Raw genomic sequence first — 14,670 nt, forward strand, 5'->3', positions numbered from 1 at the left:
GTCTACGAAGGTAAATCGCGCCTATGTATACCATCGCTGCCCTGTATCATTTCACACGTTTCCCGGATCCCGCCGCGTTGCGCGACCCGCTGCTGGACCTTTGCCGCGCCCAATCAGTCACCGGCACATTGCTGCTGGCGCATGAAGGGGTCAACGGCACTATCGCAGGTCCGCGTGCTGGGATTGATGCGGTTCTGGAATATATTCGCGCCTTGCCCGGTTGCGCGGATCTTGAGTGGAAAGAGGCGACCTCGGATCATCCGCCATTTGGCAAGATGAAGGTGCGGCTGAAGAAAGAGATCGTGACTATGGGGCAGCCGGATGTCGACCCGCGTGCCCGCGTTGGCAACTATGTCGAGCCGCAGGAGTGGAACGACCTTATTCGTTCGGACGATGTTGTGGTCATCGACACGCGCAACGACTACGAAGTGGCAATAGGCACGTTTGAAGGCGCAATAGACCCTGAAACGGCCAGTTTCCGCGATTTTCCGGCGTGGTGGGAAGAAAACAAGGACCGTTTTCACAACAAACGCGTCGCCATGTTCTGTACCGGCGGTATCCGCTGCGAAAAATCCACCAATTATCTGCTGGGGCAGGGGGTTGAGGATGTCTATCACCTCAAAGGGGGCATCCTGCGGTATCTGGAAGAGACGCCCGCTGAAGACAGCACCTGGCAGGGTGAGTGTTTTGTGTTCGACAATCGCGTATCCGTTGGCCACGGCCTTGTAGAAGGGCCACACATGCTTTGCCACGGTTGCCGCCGACCGATCTTGCCTGAGGACATGAAATGCCCGGAGTACGAACATGGCGTGTCCTGCCACCAATGTATCGATGAGACGTCCGAGGCCGATAAAATGCGCTTTCGCGAGCGGCAAAAGCAGATCCTGCTGGCGCGCGAACGGGGTGAGACGCATTTGCGGCAGGATTGAATTCGGGTTGCAGGCCATTGCTTTAGGTCGGATGATCACCTGGAAATCAGCTTGAAGGGGCACTCATGCGCCGCAAACCCACAACACTGGAAGAGTGGAAGTCGACCTTTTTGGCTGCGTTGGGTTTGGTTCTGGCAAGCTTTCTTGCCTGGTATGGCCTTTCACGCCTGAGCGAAACGACCGCAGGTGACACGATCGGCACAATCGCTTCGGTTGGTCTGTTGATCTGGCTGGTGTCGCAGTCCTGGTACTACATGACCCAGGTAAAATCGCCGCGCAGGCTTTTGTTCCTGATGGGGGTGTCGTTCATACAGGTGGTCCCATTCCTGTTCGCTGCGGTATATGGCGCGTTTGGATACAACGATCATTGTGTCGTCGGCGCGCAGGGTCCGGGTGACATTCTGTATTTTTCCTATGTGACCTTCACAACGGTTGGATATGGCGACATGTCTCCAACCGGCCTGTGTCGCGGGCTTGCCGTGTCCGAGGCTGTGACAGGATATATCCTGTTGGGTATGTTCGTTGCAGCGGCGGTCGCGCTTTATGCGCGCAATCACAGCCATGAAGACCCTAAATAGGCTCTATTTGTTGTGATCGATCCAGCGCGACATCATTTTCTTGTCGCGAAAACACTCGGACGGGATAGGGCGGCGTTTGCTGCGTGAAATCCGCTCGGCAAAGGCGACTTGCTTGCCTGTTGGGTAGTTGTCGAATTGCGACGTGCTGCGCGGTTTGTGCGTTGAAATCCAATCCGAAAGCAGCTTTCGGTCACGTTGTGCCTCGACCGGTATCTCCAATGCCGATTTTTCGGCAATTGCGCGGGCATAGCGCATCTGTCGGTCCGTCACCGGAAGCAGATGATAGTCGTTGCTGGGCCCGTTTAGGGCAGATTGGCGCGTGTGCTGGGCCATCGGTTTATCCTCTGACTATGTAGAACATAAATAGAACATTAACCGAAAATTTCAAGGTTTGGGGGCTTCGGTTGGCATGATCCTGCCGTCCGAATGAATTTATTGACTGGTCAATCAATAATCTTTAGGGCCGATTTCAACGAACCAATTGTCCCGTTCAGACGGGTGAATAGAAGAGGACTTGGTATGAAGTTTCAGCCCAAAGCCAGCCATTTCATTGATGGCGCGTATATCGAAGATACAGATGGTGCCGCCATCGACGTGATTTACCCGGCCACTGGAGAGGTGATCGCGCGATTGCATTCGGCAACACCGGCGATTGTTGAACAGGCTCTGAACAGTGCCAAAAGCGCACAAACAGCCTGGGCGGCGATGTCGGGAACCGAGCGGGGCCGGGTGTTGCGCCGAGCGGCTGACATCATGCGCGAACGCAATTACGACCTTTCCGTTCTGGAAACCCATGACACTGGGAAGCCGATCCAGGAAACCACCGTGGCGGATGCCACTTCGGGCGCGGACGCGCTGGAATACTTTGGTGGATTGGCCGGCAGTTTAACCGGCGAACACATTCCTCTGGGCGGCGGCGATTTTGTCTATACGATCCGCGAGGCTCTGGGCGTTTGCGTCGGGATTGGGGCATGGAACTATCCGACCCAAATCGCCTGCTGGAAAGGGGCCCCGGCGCTGGCCTGCGGCAATTCCATGGTATTCAAGCCATCCGAGACCACGCCCCTTTCGGCGTTGAAAGTCGCAGAAATCCTCATCGAGGCCGGCGCGCCAAAAGGCGTTTACAACGTGATCCAGGGATATGGGGATGTGGGCGCTTCGCTGGTCACTGATCCGCGCGTGGCCAAGGTTTCGCTGACCGGCTCTGTTCCGACGGGCCGCAAGGTCTATGCCGCAGCAGCCGAGGGCATGAAACACGTCACCATGGAATTGGGCGGTAAATCCCCGATGATCGTGTTTGATGACGCCGATATCGAAAACGCGGTTTCGGGTGCGATCCTGGGCAACTTCTATTCCTCGGGTCAGGTCTGCTCCAACGGCACCCGCGTGTTTGTGCAAAAGGGTATCAAAGAGGCCTTCCTCAAACGTCTCTCCGAACGTTTGGCCAACGCCAAAATCGGCGATCCGATGGATGAGGATGTCAGCTTTGGTCCGATGGTCAGCGAAAATCAGATGAATATCGCGCTGGGCTATATCGAAAAAGGCAAGGCCGAGGGTGCGCGTCTGGTTTATGGCGGAGCGCGGCTTGATGGCGACGGGTTCTACATGCAACCCACAGTTTTTGCCGACGTGACCGACGACATGACAATCGCGCGCGAAGAAATCTTTGGTCCGGTCATGTCGGTGCTGGATTTTGACACCGAAGCCGAGGTCATGGCCCGCGCCAACGACACTGAATTCGGTCTGGCCGCTGGTGTCTTCACCAGCGATCTGACACGCGCCCACCGCGTTGTGGCGGGGTTTGAGGCAGGTACCTGCTACATAAACACCTACAACCTTGCTCCGGTCGAAGCCCCGTTTGGCGGATCGAAAATGTCCGGCGTGGGGCGCGAGAACTCGAAACTGGCGATCAACCACTTCAGCGAGATGAAAACCGTCTACGTCTCAATGAACGACGTCGAGGCACCCTACTGATAAACGATGGTTCGGCTATAGACCCGTTTTCTGCGCCCGGCACAAATGTCGGGCGCAGAGCATATCAACAGGGCTGCAATCCGTTTTTTTGGATTGCTGATACTTGCGAAACCTACCTCGGCGAGGACGAAGCCTTGAATGGCTATCGAGGGGTTCATCCCACGACGTAGTATTCCCGCATTGTGAAAACTTGTTGACCGCGGCACGCGAGAAGCGCGTGTCACTCTCTATTGATCGAATTGAACATCTCAGCGATCTGCTGTCGGGTCGTTTCACTGTTTTCAAGCAGATCCTGTGCGTCTTTCAATGGTTTTTCCAATTGCCTTTCAGGGGGAGCAATCAAGGACTGAGTGGTCCGGTTTAGAATCGCGTATTTCCCATCCGTAGGATCAACCGTGTCTCCTGGCAAACCTGCCAACCAGAAAAGCCGGTTTGCTGCCTCGTCTTGCTCCAAACTCTGCAGGACCTCAGCTGCGCCCGTAAAGTCCTGCGCTACTTCCATGGCCTGTGCTCGCAACGCCCGCGCTTTGTCCGAGTCGTCCTTAGCCAATTCAAGCAGCGCTTTGTGGGGGCGTTCCGAAAGCATGGCTGCCCTGGCTCGCAAACGGGCCCTTTCAGCCCGACGGGTTTGATCTTCGGTTCTGTTTGACAGAGCAAACGCCTGATCCGCGAACCCGAGCGTGGCGAGCCGATCAGCCAATGCGATTGCGGCGTCTGTGGTCAGGGGTGGCGTTTTTTCCTTCTGCAGGATGTGAAATGTTTGCTGTAAGAAGGTCACGTCATCGGACCGCTCTGCCAACAGGTGCAGATGCCGATTGAACGCGCGGTCCCTGTCCTGCCCGTTTTCCAGCGCCAGAATGATATTGAATGCAGGATCAAAGTCCTGACTAAGGCTCAGCGCAATCGCATGGGTGCGGGCCATCATAGGGCCCAGATCCGAGCGCCGATACTCAACCGAAAAAGACGCAGCCAACTCAAGCTCTTGCGTGGAAACGGTTTTGCGCTCGGTCCAGCGCTTTTCTACCAAACGGGCCAAGGCCACCGGTGCTTCAGGCGTTGCTTCGGTTGCCGTAACAACCTCGGTCAGCAACTTTTCTTCACGGGCTCCGTTGCCTTCGGCTGCGGCAATCATGGCCTTGGCGCGCGTCGTGCTGGGCGACACGCTTTCTTCAATACGCTTGACTGAACGTATCACTCTGCGCGCGGCTTCCAATTGGTTTCCTTCGACGAGAATTTGTGAAAGCTGCATACCAAACCTGCGGCGGAGATGATCCGGCAATCCTGCATATGCTTGCTCGATTGCTTCGACATCGGCATCGGCAGCTAACGCATTGTCAGAAAGGACAGCCCAAAGCGCTGCATCGCTGTCGCAACGTTGCAAACCACTGAACGGACTGGTGTTTTGCACCGCCGTTTCGTCTACGATCCGCGCAATCGCCTTGATGCGATCCGCTTCATCAGACACTAACTCGGTCAATTCTAAAACGGCCAAAGCCTCGGCCCCAAAGCCGTGGTATGCATACAGCTTAGCCAGTTTCAGAGCGCTGTCTTCGTCGAGCGTGTCAAACTCATGATAAAGCGCTGTACGCAGAACAGATACCTGCGTGGCGAATGGGTCCGCTGTGGACCAACTTGAGAAACCCAATTCGGACGTCGAGATGCAGGCTTTTTGAAGGTCGAGTTGCAGAACCTCGGAATTCAACACATCCTGCAGATCGTCCAGCACAGTCGTCAGGCGTATATTCGCACTCAAGCCGCTCAACAGTGGATCTTCATTGGATGTGATAGAACTGCGCGGTCCAACCGGGGCCAGATGCAGATCAAGCAGCTTACGGTCAGCGCCCTGCAAAAACCGAGTCGACAGTTGGTCTTTTAACCCACGCTCAAGAAGCGGCAGGTCAAGCCCTGACATTTGCGCGTTTGTATCCGAAGCAGTTGTTGCATTAACGGGCCGTTGTTGCATCGGCGGTGGAATATCAGCCAGCAACGGCGGCAGGAACTCTCCCGGCGTGATGTCGAGAACGATCATCGACCCTCGGTACAGAAAAGCCGAAGCCACGCATTCGCAGCCGAACTCAAGGTCCAAAGCGTCCCCGGGTTGAGCCTGTGACAGCGATTCAAGACGGTTCGTCGTCAATCTGCTGAAAACCGATCCTGTTCGAAAGGTCACGCCGCCCAAGTCCACCGTCAATCGCGCGCCGTCTCTGCGCTGGGCCAATCTCCATTCTGTGTTCGGCGGCACTTTAAACACCAAACGCGTATAGCCGTCATGCTCACCTGACCGAACTGCCACGTCTTGCGCCGTGGCTGAGGTGGCCGCTGCGACAACAGCCGATATCAACAGTCCGAGATGTTTCATGCGGCCGCCTGCTTTAGGTCCTTCAACGCTTCTTCAAGTTCGGTAAAGCCGGGGCGGTTGTGCGTGGGTGTATTCTGACGGCCGACCTCGATACACATGGCAGCATTGTGGTTGTGCAGGTTTGCGACCAAAACTTCCTTGATAAGTTGATAGAAGTGATTGTCTTCCTCGACCACGGATTTCAATTTCCCGGCAAAGGGGCCCACCAGACCATACGCCAGGAAAACCCCAAGGAACGTGCCTACCAAAGCACCGCCGATCAGCTTGCCCAGCACCTCGGGAGGTTGATCGATCGAGCCCATGGTCTTGATGACCCCCAAAACCGCTGCCACGATTCCAAGCGCGGGCAAGCCGTCTGCCACTGTCTGTAAGGCATGGCTCGAGTGCATCGCGTGATGAAAATTCGCCTCCATCCGCTTTTCCAGCACCTCTTCCACTTGGTGGGGATCATCATAATTCATCGCGGCAGACCGCATCGTGTCACAGATCAGATCAACCGCTTCCTTGTCGGCTTGAATCTTGGGGTAGGCAGAAAACAGGCTGGAGTTTTCCGGATCTTCGATATGTTGTTCAACCTCAACCGGATTGGCGCGCGCAATACGGATCAGCGAAAACAAAAGGCAGAGAAGGTCGCGATAGTCTTCGGGTTTCCATTTCGGACCTTTGAAGACCTTGCCCATATCCTTGACCGTGTGTTTCACACCGCCCATGTCATTGCTGATCAGAAAAGCGCCAACTGCTGCACCGCCGATCATCATCATTTCGAACGGCAGAGATTTCAGAATGATGGTCATCTTGCCGCCAGCAGCAAGGTAGCCGCCGAAAACCATCACAAAAATGACGACAATTCCTACAATTCCAATCATTTGAAATCTCCGGTTAGAGGGTGCGCTAGACGGGGTGACACAGGTAACTATTCCAGTGGGGCTGAGGCGTTGCGCCCGGCCATGACCACGCTGATCGTATAGGCCGCCTCAGGACTGAGACCCGCCAGAATCCCAGCCGCAGAGTCGGGCGGCATACGGGACAGGAATCCAGCTGCAAAAGTTGGCTCCATGGTTTCAAATAACGCGGCGGCATCTTTGGGTTTCATGGTCTGATAAACATCTGTCAGACGGGTCAGATCTTTCTCGGCGGCGTTGTCGGCAACGGCCAGAGTAGCGCGCAAAGACTGCTCTGCCTCTTCAAGCGCAACCAAACGCGTCTCAATCGCTTGACCGGCGATCTCCAGCGCCTTTTCCTGTTCACGAAGCATGTCTTCACGTTGCTTGACCCGTTCTTCTCGCTTTAGAAGTTCATTCAAGAGCGCCTGAATATCGCGTGCCTTTGGTGCTGTGGGTTTGGATTCTGCAAACTCAGATTCTGTCGGCTTCGCAAGGGCTGGTCCCGCCTCTAACCCGATACGAATAACGGCAGAGCCGAGCATCAGTAAGGCAATGACGGTTAGGACGCCGGCTCGCGGGCGGCCGTCTTGTCGGGAGGCGCGGCGACGGCTCATGCCTGGGCTCCGTCCTGATTGCGGTCATGGCGGAAAAACATCAGCCCATCGGGGGCTTTGTTTTGCTGTTCCTTCCCTTCAGGCGCAGCGGACTCGGCGGGGTCTGCGGAGATTTCTTGCTCAATATCGCATGGCTCTTTTGGTTGGGTTGCATCAGAAACCGGCTCTTCCGTTGCATCCGGCTTAGGTGCCTCTTCGGGGACAATGTCATGCATTGACGCCATCATGAGTTCCAGCCGCTGAGCGACGGTTTCAGCCCGTTGTGTCAGCGCCCCAAGCTGTTCACCGGACTGATCAGATGCGTCACGTGCGTTATCCAGAGATTTCTTCAGCTCTTCCGCTTGTGTTGATAGCACGGCCACGGCGCCACCAACGCCTTTCTCAAGGTCGGTAAACCGCTTAAGGCGGCGCGATAGAACAAAACAGTACAGACCCGCACCCAGCGCGCCAGCGACCAGCAAAATATCCGCAATCAGCTCCAATTTCGCCTCCTAATTCAGTACAAATTCCATGACCAGCACGTCGCGAACGCGACCGTCGCCTACAACAATTTCAACGCGCCGTAGCAAGTGGCCACGGATGCGCATCAGCGCCAGCGGATCTTCAAGATCGTGCAACTCCACTGCCCGCAGATATCCGTTCAGAACATCCATGATCCGCGGCAGCATTTTTTTGACGTCAGCCACATACGGGGCGTTCACTTCGAGCTGCGCGTGAAATTTCAGATGCCGAGAACTGCCCGAATTCACAGATACGATCACGGGTGGCAGATCTACGAACCCGACATCTGCCAATGCTCTGGCTGGCGTGTCCTTTTCGACGTCCTGACTTGATTCTTTTGCGGCTTTACCGCCGAACGGAATCAGCCCTGAAGAGGTCAGGAAATACCCGCCAGCAGCCCCGGCAATCGCCAGAATCACCCCGATGAGTATTGCTTTTTTTCCCTTTTTGTCAGGGGCTTCTGCCTGTTCAGCCGTTGCGTCGGTCATGACGTCCTCATTCATCCGTTCTGTCGTTTCATAACCGGTCAGGGACTAACCGATTGTTAAGGGCAATCGTCCAAACAAGAGATGCGCCGGGCAGAATGTCGGCGAGTCGGAGGTGAGCGTGCAGCAGATCGGAACTGTCTGGGCAAGTTTGGACAGGCGTAAACAAATTTTCGTTGCTGGTGCGGTTGCGCTGGTGTTTTTGGGAATTCTGGGAATGTCCCGCCTTGTAACGGCGCCGTCCATGACGCTGCTGTATGCAGGCCTGGAAAGCGGCGCGGCGGGGGATATCGTGCGTGCCCTGGATCAGCGCGGTGTCATCTATGAGATTCGCGGTGGATCAATCTATGTCCCCGGCGCGCAGCGGGATGAGTTGCGGATGACCCTGGCCAGCGAAGGTCTGCCAGCGAATGGCAACCGGGGGTATGAACTGCTGGATTCGCTGAGTGGGTTTGGCACCACCTCGCAGATGTTCGATGCAGCATACTGGCGCGCAAAAGAAGGTGAGCTGGCGCGCACAATAGTCGGCAGCCGGCACGTCAGCCAGGCACGTGTGCACATCGCCAACGGATCGGCGAACCCATTCCAGCGCAGTGTATCACCTACGGCTTCCGTCTATCTGGTGCCTTCTGGCGCCGACATCACCAGCGACCAGGCCAAGGCCATCCGGTTCCTGATTGCCTCAGCCGTGAGCGGGCTTGCGCCCGAGAACGTGACCGTGATCGACTCGAACGGGGCCGTGATCGGTGGGCAGGACACAGCTGTTGCCGCTGATACAGCGGAAGACAAATCGCGCCAGCTGCGTGAACGTGTTCTGCGTTTGGTCGAAGCGCGCGTTGGAACCGGAAATGCGGTGGTCGAGGTCAGCGTGGACACTGAGACCAAGACCGAATCCATCCGCGAGCGTCGCTTTGATCCCAAGAGCCGTGTGGCGATCAGCACGGATGTAGAAGAACGCTCGGACAGTGCCCGCAATCAGTCTTCCGATGTCACCGTGGCATCGAATCTGCCCGATGGAGATGGGGCTGGCGGGGATGAGTCAAACTCCACCGCCACCCAAACGCGTGAGCGTGTGAACTATGAGGTCTCTGAGACAGAGCTTGAAGTGCACACCGCGCCCGGTGCGATCAAACGACTGACGGTTGCTGTGTTGGTGAAAGGGACCCGGACTGTGGATGCCTCGGGCGTGGAATCATTTGCACCGCTGCCACAGGCAGAGCTGGACGCGCTTCAGGAACTGGTGGCTTCGGCCGTGGGTTTCGATGCCGCGCGCGGGGACGTGATAACTCTGAAGTCTCTGGATTTACCGATAGTAGAGCCGCAAGGCACCTTGGCGTCGTCTTCAATGTGGCAAAAGATTCATCTGGATGCCATGTCCCTGATCCAGATGACGGTTTTGGCTGTTGTCTCGTTGGTGCTTGCGCTGTTCGTCATCCGACCGATCCTTATGAAGCCTGCAATGACGACGGCGCTGTTGCCCGCCGCTGACGAAGCAAGTGAAGGCGCTTCGGTTCTGACTGGTGAAATTGCAACGGGCGAGGGTGCTGATTTCGCACCTTTGCCGCCACAGGGGGGCGTTCCTGTTCTGAGCGATAGCGCCACTGAAGATCCGGTCGCGCGATTGCGGACAATGATCGGCGACAAGCAAGAAGAAACAGTCGAGATTCTGCGCAGTTGGCTTGAAGAAGGCGAGGAGAGGGTGTGATGTCTATTGCCCATCTGCTTGAGGATTTCACCGCTCAGACCAGCACCGGCAACGTTCTGCTGCTGGATGAGGAAACGCTGGAAGAACAAAGGCTCGCATCTTTCGAAGAAGGCTACGGGGCTGGTTGTGAAGACGCCTCTCAGGCTCAAGAGCAAAACCGTGGGAAGGTTTCGGCCGAGCTTGCGCAGTCGCTGTAGGACATGTCTTTCACCTGTCACGAGGCAATGATGCGGATGACCATGTCTTTGGAGCCGATGTTTGAAAGTCTGGTCCAAAAGGTTTTGCCCCAGATGGTTGAACAAGGGCTGGCCGCACGTCTTGTTGAACAATTGTCCGAGATGGCACGGTCGCAGATCGAGCAGCCGATGCAGATCATGGTGCCGACCGGATGCGCTGAAGATGTTAAGGCGCTGTTGCTCTCGGGCACGCATCGCGAACCGAATGTCATCGAAGATCCTTCGCTCGAGGCCGGGCAAGCCCGCCTGCAGGTCGGAACCAACCGGCGCGAAGTGGATTGCAGCGCTTTGCTGACCACCGTCGCACAGATTTTTGACGCTTATGTTTTTGAGGCAAGAGAGGCTTTGTCCAATGAATGACACTCAAATCCCGCAAACAGAAAAACCAAACCCGTTTGAATCTGTCCCGATCGAGGTGACAGTCTCGGTTGGTCGTGCCCGTCCGCTAATCAGGGATCTGTTGAACATGGGCGAGAACGCGGTTTTGACGCTGGACAAACGGATCGAAGATCCGGTCGACCTTTACGTCGGGGACCAGCTGGTTGCGCGTGGTTTGCTGGAAGAGATGGAGGGCGACCAGGCCGGACAATTGGCTGTGCGCCTGACCGAGATTGCCGACCTTCAAAACGGGATCGGTTGATGCGCTTTGCGATCTGGCTGGCTCTGGCTATTGTGCTGACCCCATCGCTCGCTGCAGCGCAGGATGTGACTTTGTCCCTTGGCGAGGGCGGGTCGATATCGGCCCGGACCATCCAGTTGATCCTTTTGATCACGGTGTTGAGCATAGCGCCGGGCCTGGCTGTTATGATCACCTGTTTCCCGTTTCTGGTTACAGTGTTGTCGATCCTGCGACAGGGAATAGGCTTGCAGCAATCGCCGCCCAATATGCTGATTGTCAGTCTGGCGTTGTTTCTGACCTATTTCATCATGGACCCCGTGTTCACCGAAGCCTGGGAAAGTGGCATTCGCCCGATGATGGAGGAAACGTTCGGGGTCGAGGCCGCGCTGGAACGGGCGCTGGGCCCCTTCCGCACTTTCATGGCAGCCCGCTTGGATGCGGATACTTTTTTTGCCATGGCTGCCCTACGTCCCGGTGGAGATGAGATTGAACTGTCAGCGCAAGCGCCGCTATCCGTCCTGATGCCGTCTTTCATGCTGTCCGAAATCGCGCGGGCTTTTCAGATTGGCTTTCTGATTTTCCTGCCGTTTCTGATCATCGATCTAGTTGTTGCAGCGGTGTTGATGTCGATGGGTATGATGATGGTCCCTCCGGCAATCGTATCCTTGCCATTCAAACTGGCGTTCTTTGTCATAGCAGACGGCTGGGCGTTGATTGCAGACGCTTTGGTGCGCAGCTATGCGCCCTGAAATCGAAAAAAGGGTCAGAAGAACCTGACCCTTTCGTATGCTCTGGCAAGATCTTCGAGCTGGCGCGTGACCACGCCCGGCCGCAAGGTCAGCCTGTTTTGTTCAGATCTCTGATCAGTTGATCCAGATTGCCTTTCCGGGCATCCAGCATAGCGCCGATTTCGGTGCGTTCGGTCAGCAGAAGGTTCACGCCTTCGATGAACATATTATAGAACTTGTCCCGGCCCGACTTGTCGGAAACCAGAAAGGTCACGTCAAAGGGGGCCGAGCCGCGCAGTTTGACCAGCGTCCGAACTTCGTACCCGGCCTTGATTTTCCGGGCATTGCGCACATCGACCTCGCCGCCAATGAACTCTCGGAACCGGCGGCCATATTTACGCGAGATATAGCCCTGGAACGCTTTGGTGAACTTTTTCAATTGGGCCGGGCTGGCCGTTCGGGCATCAGCACCCAGCGCGTAACGCGCCATGATGGGAACATCGCCATATTGAACAAATATCTTTTCGAAGTCGCGCAGCATTGCTTTTTCAGACTTGCCTGAATCGATCACCCGATTGATGTCAGCAACCACGCTGTTGACCAGCGCTTTTGCTGCGGCTTCGGTCTGTGCCAAGGCTGGCATCGGCAGCAGGGCCAATGCAAGGCCCGAGGCGATGAAGTGGCGGCGGTTCAACTCGTTATTCGGCATAGGGGTCCTCGTAGGGGTCTAAAAAGGGGTCCCTGACCGGGTCTGTCCCGGTTTCGGCATAGGGGTCAGAATATAGATCCAGATAGGCGTCTTCGTCATCTCTTGCCAGTTCAAAGCGGCGATTTTGCAGAAAGATCAGGCGTGCCTGCGCGTAACTGTCTGCACTTTCATAAAGAATCGAATCGACTGTATCCGAGAACCGGCCGCGATCTCCCATGCGGCGGACGATCTCGGCGTATACGCCAATGTTGTCGACGGGTCGCACCGGAGAAAAATTGATTGGGTTTGAGAACAAGTTGATCACAACCCCGATCGCATCCCGTTGGGTCGATGGGCCGTAGAAGGGAAGCTCAATATATGCGCCTTCGCCCACACCCCACACATGCAGCGTCTCGCCGAAATCGGTATCCACTGGTGGCAGGTTCAATTCATCCGCCGGTGCGGAAAGACCAAAGCCACCCACAGTCATGTTGATCACGAAGCGCAGCAACGCGTTGCCCATCTGTTTCGGATTGCCCTGCAACAGGTAATCAACGGCCTGCCCTGGCAGCGAGATGTTTTCGGCGAAGGTGCTGAAACTGGTCACCATCGGGTCAGGAACGATCTTCACATAGCCTTTCGAAGCAGGGCGGAACAAGAATCGGTCCACACCAAGGTTGAACTTGTGGATCGCCCGGTTGTTGTTCTCATACGGATCAAAAACGTCGCTACGCGAGGCCCCCTCGGGCGGGGTCGTAGCGCAAGCAGACAGAATGGCCATGCATGACAGGACAATAAAATGTTTCAGGCGCAATCTGCTTGGCACGGTTTGCTTCTCCCAAAATGGTCCGACACATGGTCCGCCGGACGTTCAATCAAAATCCACGTGCTGGGGTGGCACAAGTTCTGTCACTAGTCGTTTCGGGTCTTAAATGAAACACCTTGCGTGTAACCTGTCATTTGGGGGCGGGTAAAGTGACCAAGGATCAACAGCTCGTAATAAGTAAAGAAACGCTCAGATCGCTGGCAGACAGGACATTGCCGGTTTTCGACTTTCCCAAACCAAGCTTCCCGGTTAGCGTCCGGCAGAGTCGAATTTAGGGAAGGACCCTCTCAATGAGCATCGCCGCAAAACTGGAAACCCTGGGTGTTACACTGGATGAAGCGCCTGCACCCGCTGCCAACTATGTGCCATTCGTGCGCATGGGCAACATCGTTTATGTGTCGGGCCAGATTTCGAAAACCGATGAACTGATCACCGGTAAACTGGGGGATGACATGGATGTCGAAGCCGGAGCCGCAGCGGCACGGGTTTGCGCGATCAATCTGTTGGCACAGGTCAAAGCAGCCTGTGGCGGCGACATCGAAAAGCTGGTGCGCGTGATCAAATTGACCGGGTTTGTTAACTCGACGGCGGATTTCACGCAGCAGCCGCAAGTGATCAACGGCGCGTCCGATTTCCTTGTCGAGGCGCTGGGCGATGCCGGTCGCCATTCGCGCTCTGCCGTCAGTGCCGCGTCACTGCCGTTGGGCGTCGCGGTTGAGATCGAAGGGATTTTCGAAGTCCAATGACACCCACATTGCCGTCAGAGTTTCTTCAACGCCCGATTGCGCATCGGGCGTTGCATGACATTTCCGACAACCGCCCTGAGAACAGCCGCGCCGCCATTCAGGCTGCAATTGACGCCGGATATGGGATCGAGATTGACCTGCAACTGACTGCAGATGGTCAGGTGATGGTCTTTCACGACTATGACCTCAAGCGTCTGACCGGGCAGACCGGCGCGATTCAGCAGATCACCGGGGCAGAGGCGTCGGCGGTTCCGTTGCTGCATTCCGACGGTGAAGGTATCCCGTCGCTGAAAGAAGTACTGGATATTGTCGCCGGTCAGGTGCCGTTGCTTGTTGAGTTCAAAGATCAGGACGGAGCCATGGGCACCGGCATCGGTCCGCTGGAGCAAGAGGCCCTGCGTATTCTGTCGGGCTATGAAGGCCCGCTGGCGCTGATGTCGTTCAACCCGAACTCGACCGCTGAACTGGCGCGCCTGGCCCCGCATTTGCCATGCGGGATCGTAACATGCGCCTTTGAGTCGGAGGATTGGCCGTTGTCTCAAACCGTCCGCGAACACCTGCGCGACATTCCGGATTTTGAGCGGAGCAACGCCAGCTTCATCAGTCACGAGGCTGCCGACCTGACGCGCCCCCGCGTGGCCGAGTTGAAGGCGCGCGGCGTGCCGATCCTTTGCTGGACCATCCGGTCGCCTGAACAAGAGGCAGAGGCCCGTGAAGTTGCCGACAATGTGACATTCGAAGGGTATCTGGCTGCGCATTCAGCTTGAACCCACTCTGACCTGTCACAGATAATGGACA

18 protein-coding genes are annotated in these 14,670 nt (G+C 56.2%); 10 read left to right on the forward strand and 8 right to left on the reverse strand.

Features of this window, described 5'->3' with window-relative positions; translation table 11 throughout:
* Window positions 1-23: 23 nt before the first annotated feature.
* On the forward strand, window positions 24-929 hold the full coding sequence (trhO, locus tag ACR3EH_RS11810; protein WP_171184391.1) for an oxygen-dependent tRNA uridine(34) hydroxylase TrhO: 906 nt from the start codon (window positions 24-26) through the stop codon (window positions 927-929).
* 65 nt (window positions 930-994) lie between these two features.
* Entirely contained in the window at window positions 995-1,507 is a 513-nt protein-coding gene (locus ACR3EH_RS11815; protein ID WP_171184389.1) for a potassium channel family protein, read from the forward strand.
* Window positions 1,508-1,510: 3 nt separating this feature from the next.
* Here the strand turns inward: ACR3EH_RS11815 and ACR3EH_RS11820 are convergent, their stop codons facing one another.
* Complete coding sequence (locus tag ACR3EH_RS11820) at window positions 1,511-1,840, reverse strand: hypothetical protein (protein ID WP_171093159.1); 330 nt, start codon at window positions 1,838-1,840, stop codon at window positions 1,511-1,513.
* 186 nt (window positions 1,841-2,026) lie between these two features.
* Between ACR3EH_RS11820 and betB the strand changes: the two genes are divergently transcribed.
* Window positions 2,027-3,481, forward strand: a complete 1,455-nt coding sequence (gene betB, locus ACR3EH_RS11825) for a betaine-aldehyde dehydrogenase (protein ID WP_171184386.1) — start codon at window positions 2,027-2,029, stop codon at window positions 3,479-3,481.
* Between the two features lie 220 nt (window positions 3,482-3,701).
* On the opposite strand, the gene ACR3EH_RS11830 is transcribed toward betB, so the two are convergent.
* The 5 genes from ACR3EH_RS11830 to ACR3EH_RS11850 are packed head-to-tail and all read right to left on the reverse strand — an operon-like array spanning window position 3,702 to window position 8,327.
* Window positions 3,702-5,840 carry a hypothetical protein gene (locus ACR3EH_RS11830; RefSeq protein ID WP_171675830.1) on the reverse strand — a complete coding sequence of 713 codons (2,139 nt, stop codon included), beginning with the start codon at window positions 5,838-5,840 and terminating at the stop codon, window positions 3,702-3,704.
* Complete coding sequence (gene motA / locus ACR3EH_RS11835) at window positions 5,837-6,706, reverse strand: flagellar motor stator protein MotA (protein ID WP_171093164.1); 870 nt, start codon at window positions 6,704-6,706, stop codon at window positions 5,837-5,839. Before motA ends, ACR3EH_RS11830 begins: the two co-directional genes overlap by 4 nt.
* A 47-nt stretch (window positions 6,707-6,753) precedes the next feature.
* Window positions 6,754-7,338 carry a MotE family protein gene (locus ACR3EH_RS11840; protein ID WP_171184382.1) on the reverse strand — a complete coding sequence of 195 codons (585 nt, stop codon included), beginning with the start codon at window positions 7,336-7,338 and terminating at the stop codon, window positions 6,754-6,756.
* Window positions 7,335-7,820 (reverse strand): DUF6468 domain-containing protein, encoded by a 486-nt coding sequence (locus tag ACR3EH_RS11845; protein WP_171184380.1) that lies wholly within the window; start codon window positions 7,818-7,820, stop codon window positions 7,335-7,337. The genes ACR3EH_RS11840 and ACR3EH_RS11845 overlap by 4 nt, the downstream gene beginning before the upstream one ends.
* Before the next feature lie 9 nt (window positions 7,821-7,829).
* Window positions 7,830-8,327, reverse strand: a complete 498-nt coding sequence (locus tag ACR3EH_RS11850; protein ID WP_171184378.1) for a flagellar basal body-associated FliL family protein — start codon at window positions 8,325-8,327, stop codon at window positions 7,830-7,832.
* Between the two features lie 118 nt (window positions 8,328-8,445).
* Between ACR3EH_RS11850 and fliF the strand changes: the two genes are divergently transcribed.
* The 5 genes from fliF to fliP are packed head-to-tail and all read left to right on the forward strand — an operon-like array spanning window position 8,446 to window position 11,633.
* A complete protein-coding gene (gene fliF / locus ACR3EH_RS11855; protein ID WP_171675832.1) occupies window positions 8,446-10,029 on the forward strand; it encodes a flagellar basal-body MS-ring/collar protein FliF in 1,584 nt (527 codons plus the stop codon).
* Window positions 10,029-10,226, forward strand: coding sequence for a hypothetical protein (locus tag ACR3EH_RS11860; protein ID WP_253746726.1), 198 nt, complete (start codon window positions 10,029-10,031; stop codon window positions 10,224-10,226). Before fliF ends, ACR3EH_RS11860 begins: the two co-directional genes overlap by 1 nt.
* A gap of 3 nt (window positions 10,227-10,229) precedes the next feature.
* Window positions 10,230-10,625, forward strand: a complete 396-nt coding sequence (locus ACR3EH_RS11865; RefSeq protein ID WP_253746728.1) for a hypothetical protein — start codon at window positions 10,230-10,232, stop codon at window positions 10,623-10,625.
* Window positions 10,618-10,905 carry a FliM/FliN family flagellar motor switch protein gene (locus ACR3EH_RS11870; RefSeq protein WP_171093175.1) on the forward strand — a complete coding sequence of 96 codons (288 nt, stop codon included), beginning with the start codon at window positions 10,618-10,620 and terminating at the stop codon, window positions 10,903-10,905. The genes ACR3EH_RS11865 and ACR3EH_RS11870 overlap by 8 nt, the downstream gene beginning before the upstream one ends.
* The gene (fliP, locus tag ACR3EH_RS11875; RefSeq protein WP_171675834.1) at window positions 10,905-11,633 is read left to right on the forward strand and encodes a flagellar type III secretion system pore protein FliP; all 729 of its coding nucleotides are present in this window, start codon (window positions 10,905-10,907) and stop codon (window positions 11,631-11,633) included. Before ACR3EH_RS11870 ends, fliP begins: the two co-directional genes overlap by 1 nt.
* Before the next feature lie 88 nt (window positions 11,634-11,721).
* Here fliP and ACR3EH_RS11880 read toward each other — a convergent pair whose 3' ends face one another.
* Entirely contained in the window at window positions 11,722-12,321 is a 600-nt protein-coding gene (locus tag ACR3EH_RS11880) for an MlaC/ttg2D family ABC transporter substrate-binding protein (protein ID WP_171184372.1), read from the reverse strand.
* Window positions 12,311-13,126 (reverse strand): MlaA family lipoprotein, encoded by an 816-nt coding sequence (locus ACR3EH_RS11885; protein ID WP_371732097.1) that lies wholly within the window; start codon window positions 13,124-13,126, stop codon window positions 12,311-12,313. Before ACR3EH_RS11885 ends, ACR3EH_RS11880 begins: the two co-directional genes overlap by 11 nt.
* Before the next feature lie 290 nt (window positions 13,127-13,416).
* Here ACR3EH_RS11885 and ACR3EH_RS11890 point away from each other — a divergent pair, with 290 nt between their 5' ends.
* Both ACR3EH_RS11890 and ACR3EH_RS11895 read left to right on the forward strand, forming a co-directional pair.
* Window positions 13,417-13,872: a RidA family protein gene (locus ACR3EH_RS11890; protein WP_171184370.1), complete on the forward strand. Its 456-nt coding sequence runs from the start codon at window positions 13,417-13,419 to the stop codon at window positions 13,870-13,872.
* A complete protein-coding gene (locus ACR3EH_RS11895) occupies window positions 13,869-14,639 on the forward strand; it encodes a glycerophosphodiester phosphodiesterase family protein (protein WP_171093183.1) in 771 nt (256 codons plus the stop codon). The genes ACR3EH_RS11890 and ACR3EH_RS11895 overlap by 4 nt, the downstream gene beginning before the upstream one ends.
* The last annotated feature ends 31 nt before the right edge of the window (window positions 14,640-14,670 follow it).

Source organism: Ruegeria sp. BG7 (assembly GCF_056535685.1).

Excerpts from the sequence above, each read along its gene's own strand:
- ACR3EH_RS11840 (WP_171184382.1), bottom strand. The coding sequence starts at position 7,338 with ATGAGCCGTCGCCGCGCCTCCCGACAAGACGGCCGCCCGCGAGCCGGC.
- fliP (WP_171675834.1), top strand. The coding sequence starts at position 10,905 with ATGCGCTTTGCGATCTGGCTGGCTCTGGCTATTGTGCTGACCCCATCG.
- trhO (WP_171184391.1), top strand. The coding sequence starts at position 24 with ATGTATACCATCGCTGCCCTGTATCATTTCACACGTTTCCCGGATCCC.
- ACR3EH_RS11895 (WP_171093183.1), top strand. The coding sequence starts at position 13,869 with ATGACACCCACATTGCCGTCAGAGTTTCTTCAACGCCCGATTGCGCAT.
- ACR3EH_RS11820 (WP_171093159.1), bottom strand. The coding sequence starts at position 1,840 with ATGGCCCAGCACACGCGCCAATCTGCCCTAAACGGGCCCAGCAACGAC.
- ACR3EH_RS11890 (WP_171184370.1), top strand. The coding sequence starts at position 13,417 with ATGAGCATCGCCGCAAAACTGGAAACCCTGGGTGTTACACTGGATGAA.
- motA (WP_171093164.1), bottom strand. The coding sequence starts at position 6,706 with ATGATTGGAATTGTAGGAATTGTCGTCATTTTTGTGATGGTTTTCGGC.
- ACR3EH_RS11865 (WP_253746728.1), top strand. The coding sequence starts at position 10,230 with ATGTCTTTCACCTGTCACGAGGCAATGATGCGGATGACCATGTCTTTG.
- ACR3EH_RS11870 (WP_171093175.1), top strand. The coding sequence starts at position 10,618 with ATGAATGACACTCAAATCCCGCAAACAGAAAAACCAAACCCGTTTGAA.
- ACR3EH_RS11860 (WP_253746726.1), top strand. The coding sequence starts at position 10,029 with ATGTCTATTGCCCATCTGCTTGAGGATTTCACCGCTCAGACCAGCACC.
- betB (WP_171184386.1), top strand. The coding sequence starts at position 2,027 with ATGAAGTTTCAGCCCAAAGCCAGCCATTTCATTGATGGCGCGTATATC.
- ACR3EH_RS11880 (WP_171184372.1), bottom strand. The coding sequence starts at position 12,321 with ATGCCGAATAACGAGTTGAACCGCCGCCACTTCATCGCCTCGGGCCTT.
- ACR3EH_RS11850 (WP_171184378.1), bottom strand. The coding sequence starts at position 8,327 with ATGACCGACGCAACGGCTGAACAGGCAGAAGCCCCTGACAAAAAGGGA.
- ACR3EH_RS11830 (WP_171675830.1), bottom strand. The coding sequence starts at position 5,840 with ATGAAACATCTCGGACTGTTGATATCGGCTGTTGTCGCAGCGGCCACC.
- ACR3EH_RS11815 (WP_171184389.1), top strand. The coding sequence starts at position 995 with ATGCGCCGCAAACCCACAACACTGGAAGAGTGGAAGTCGACCTTTTTG.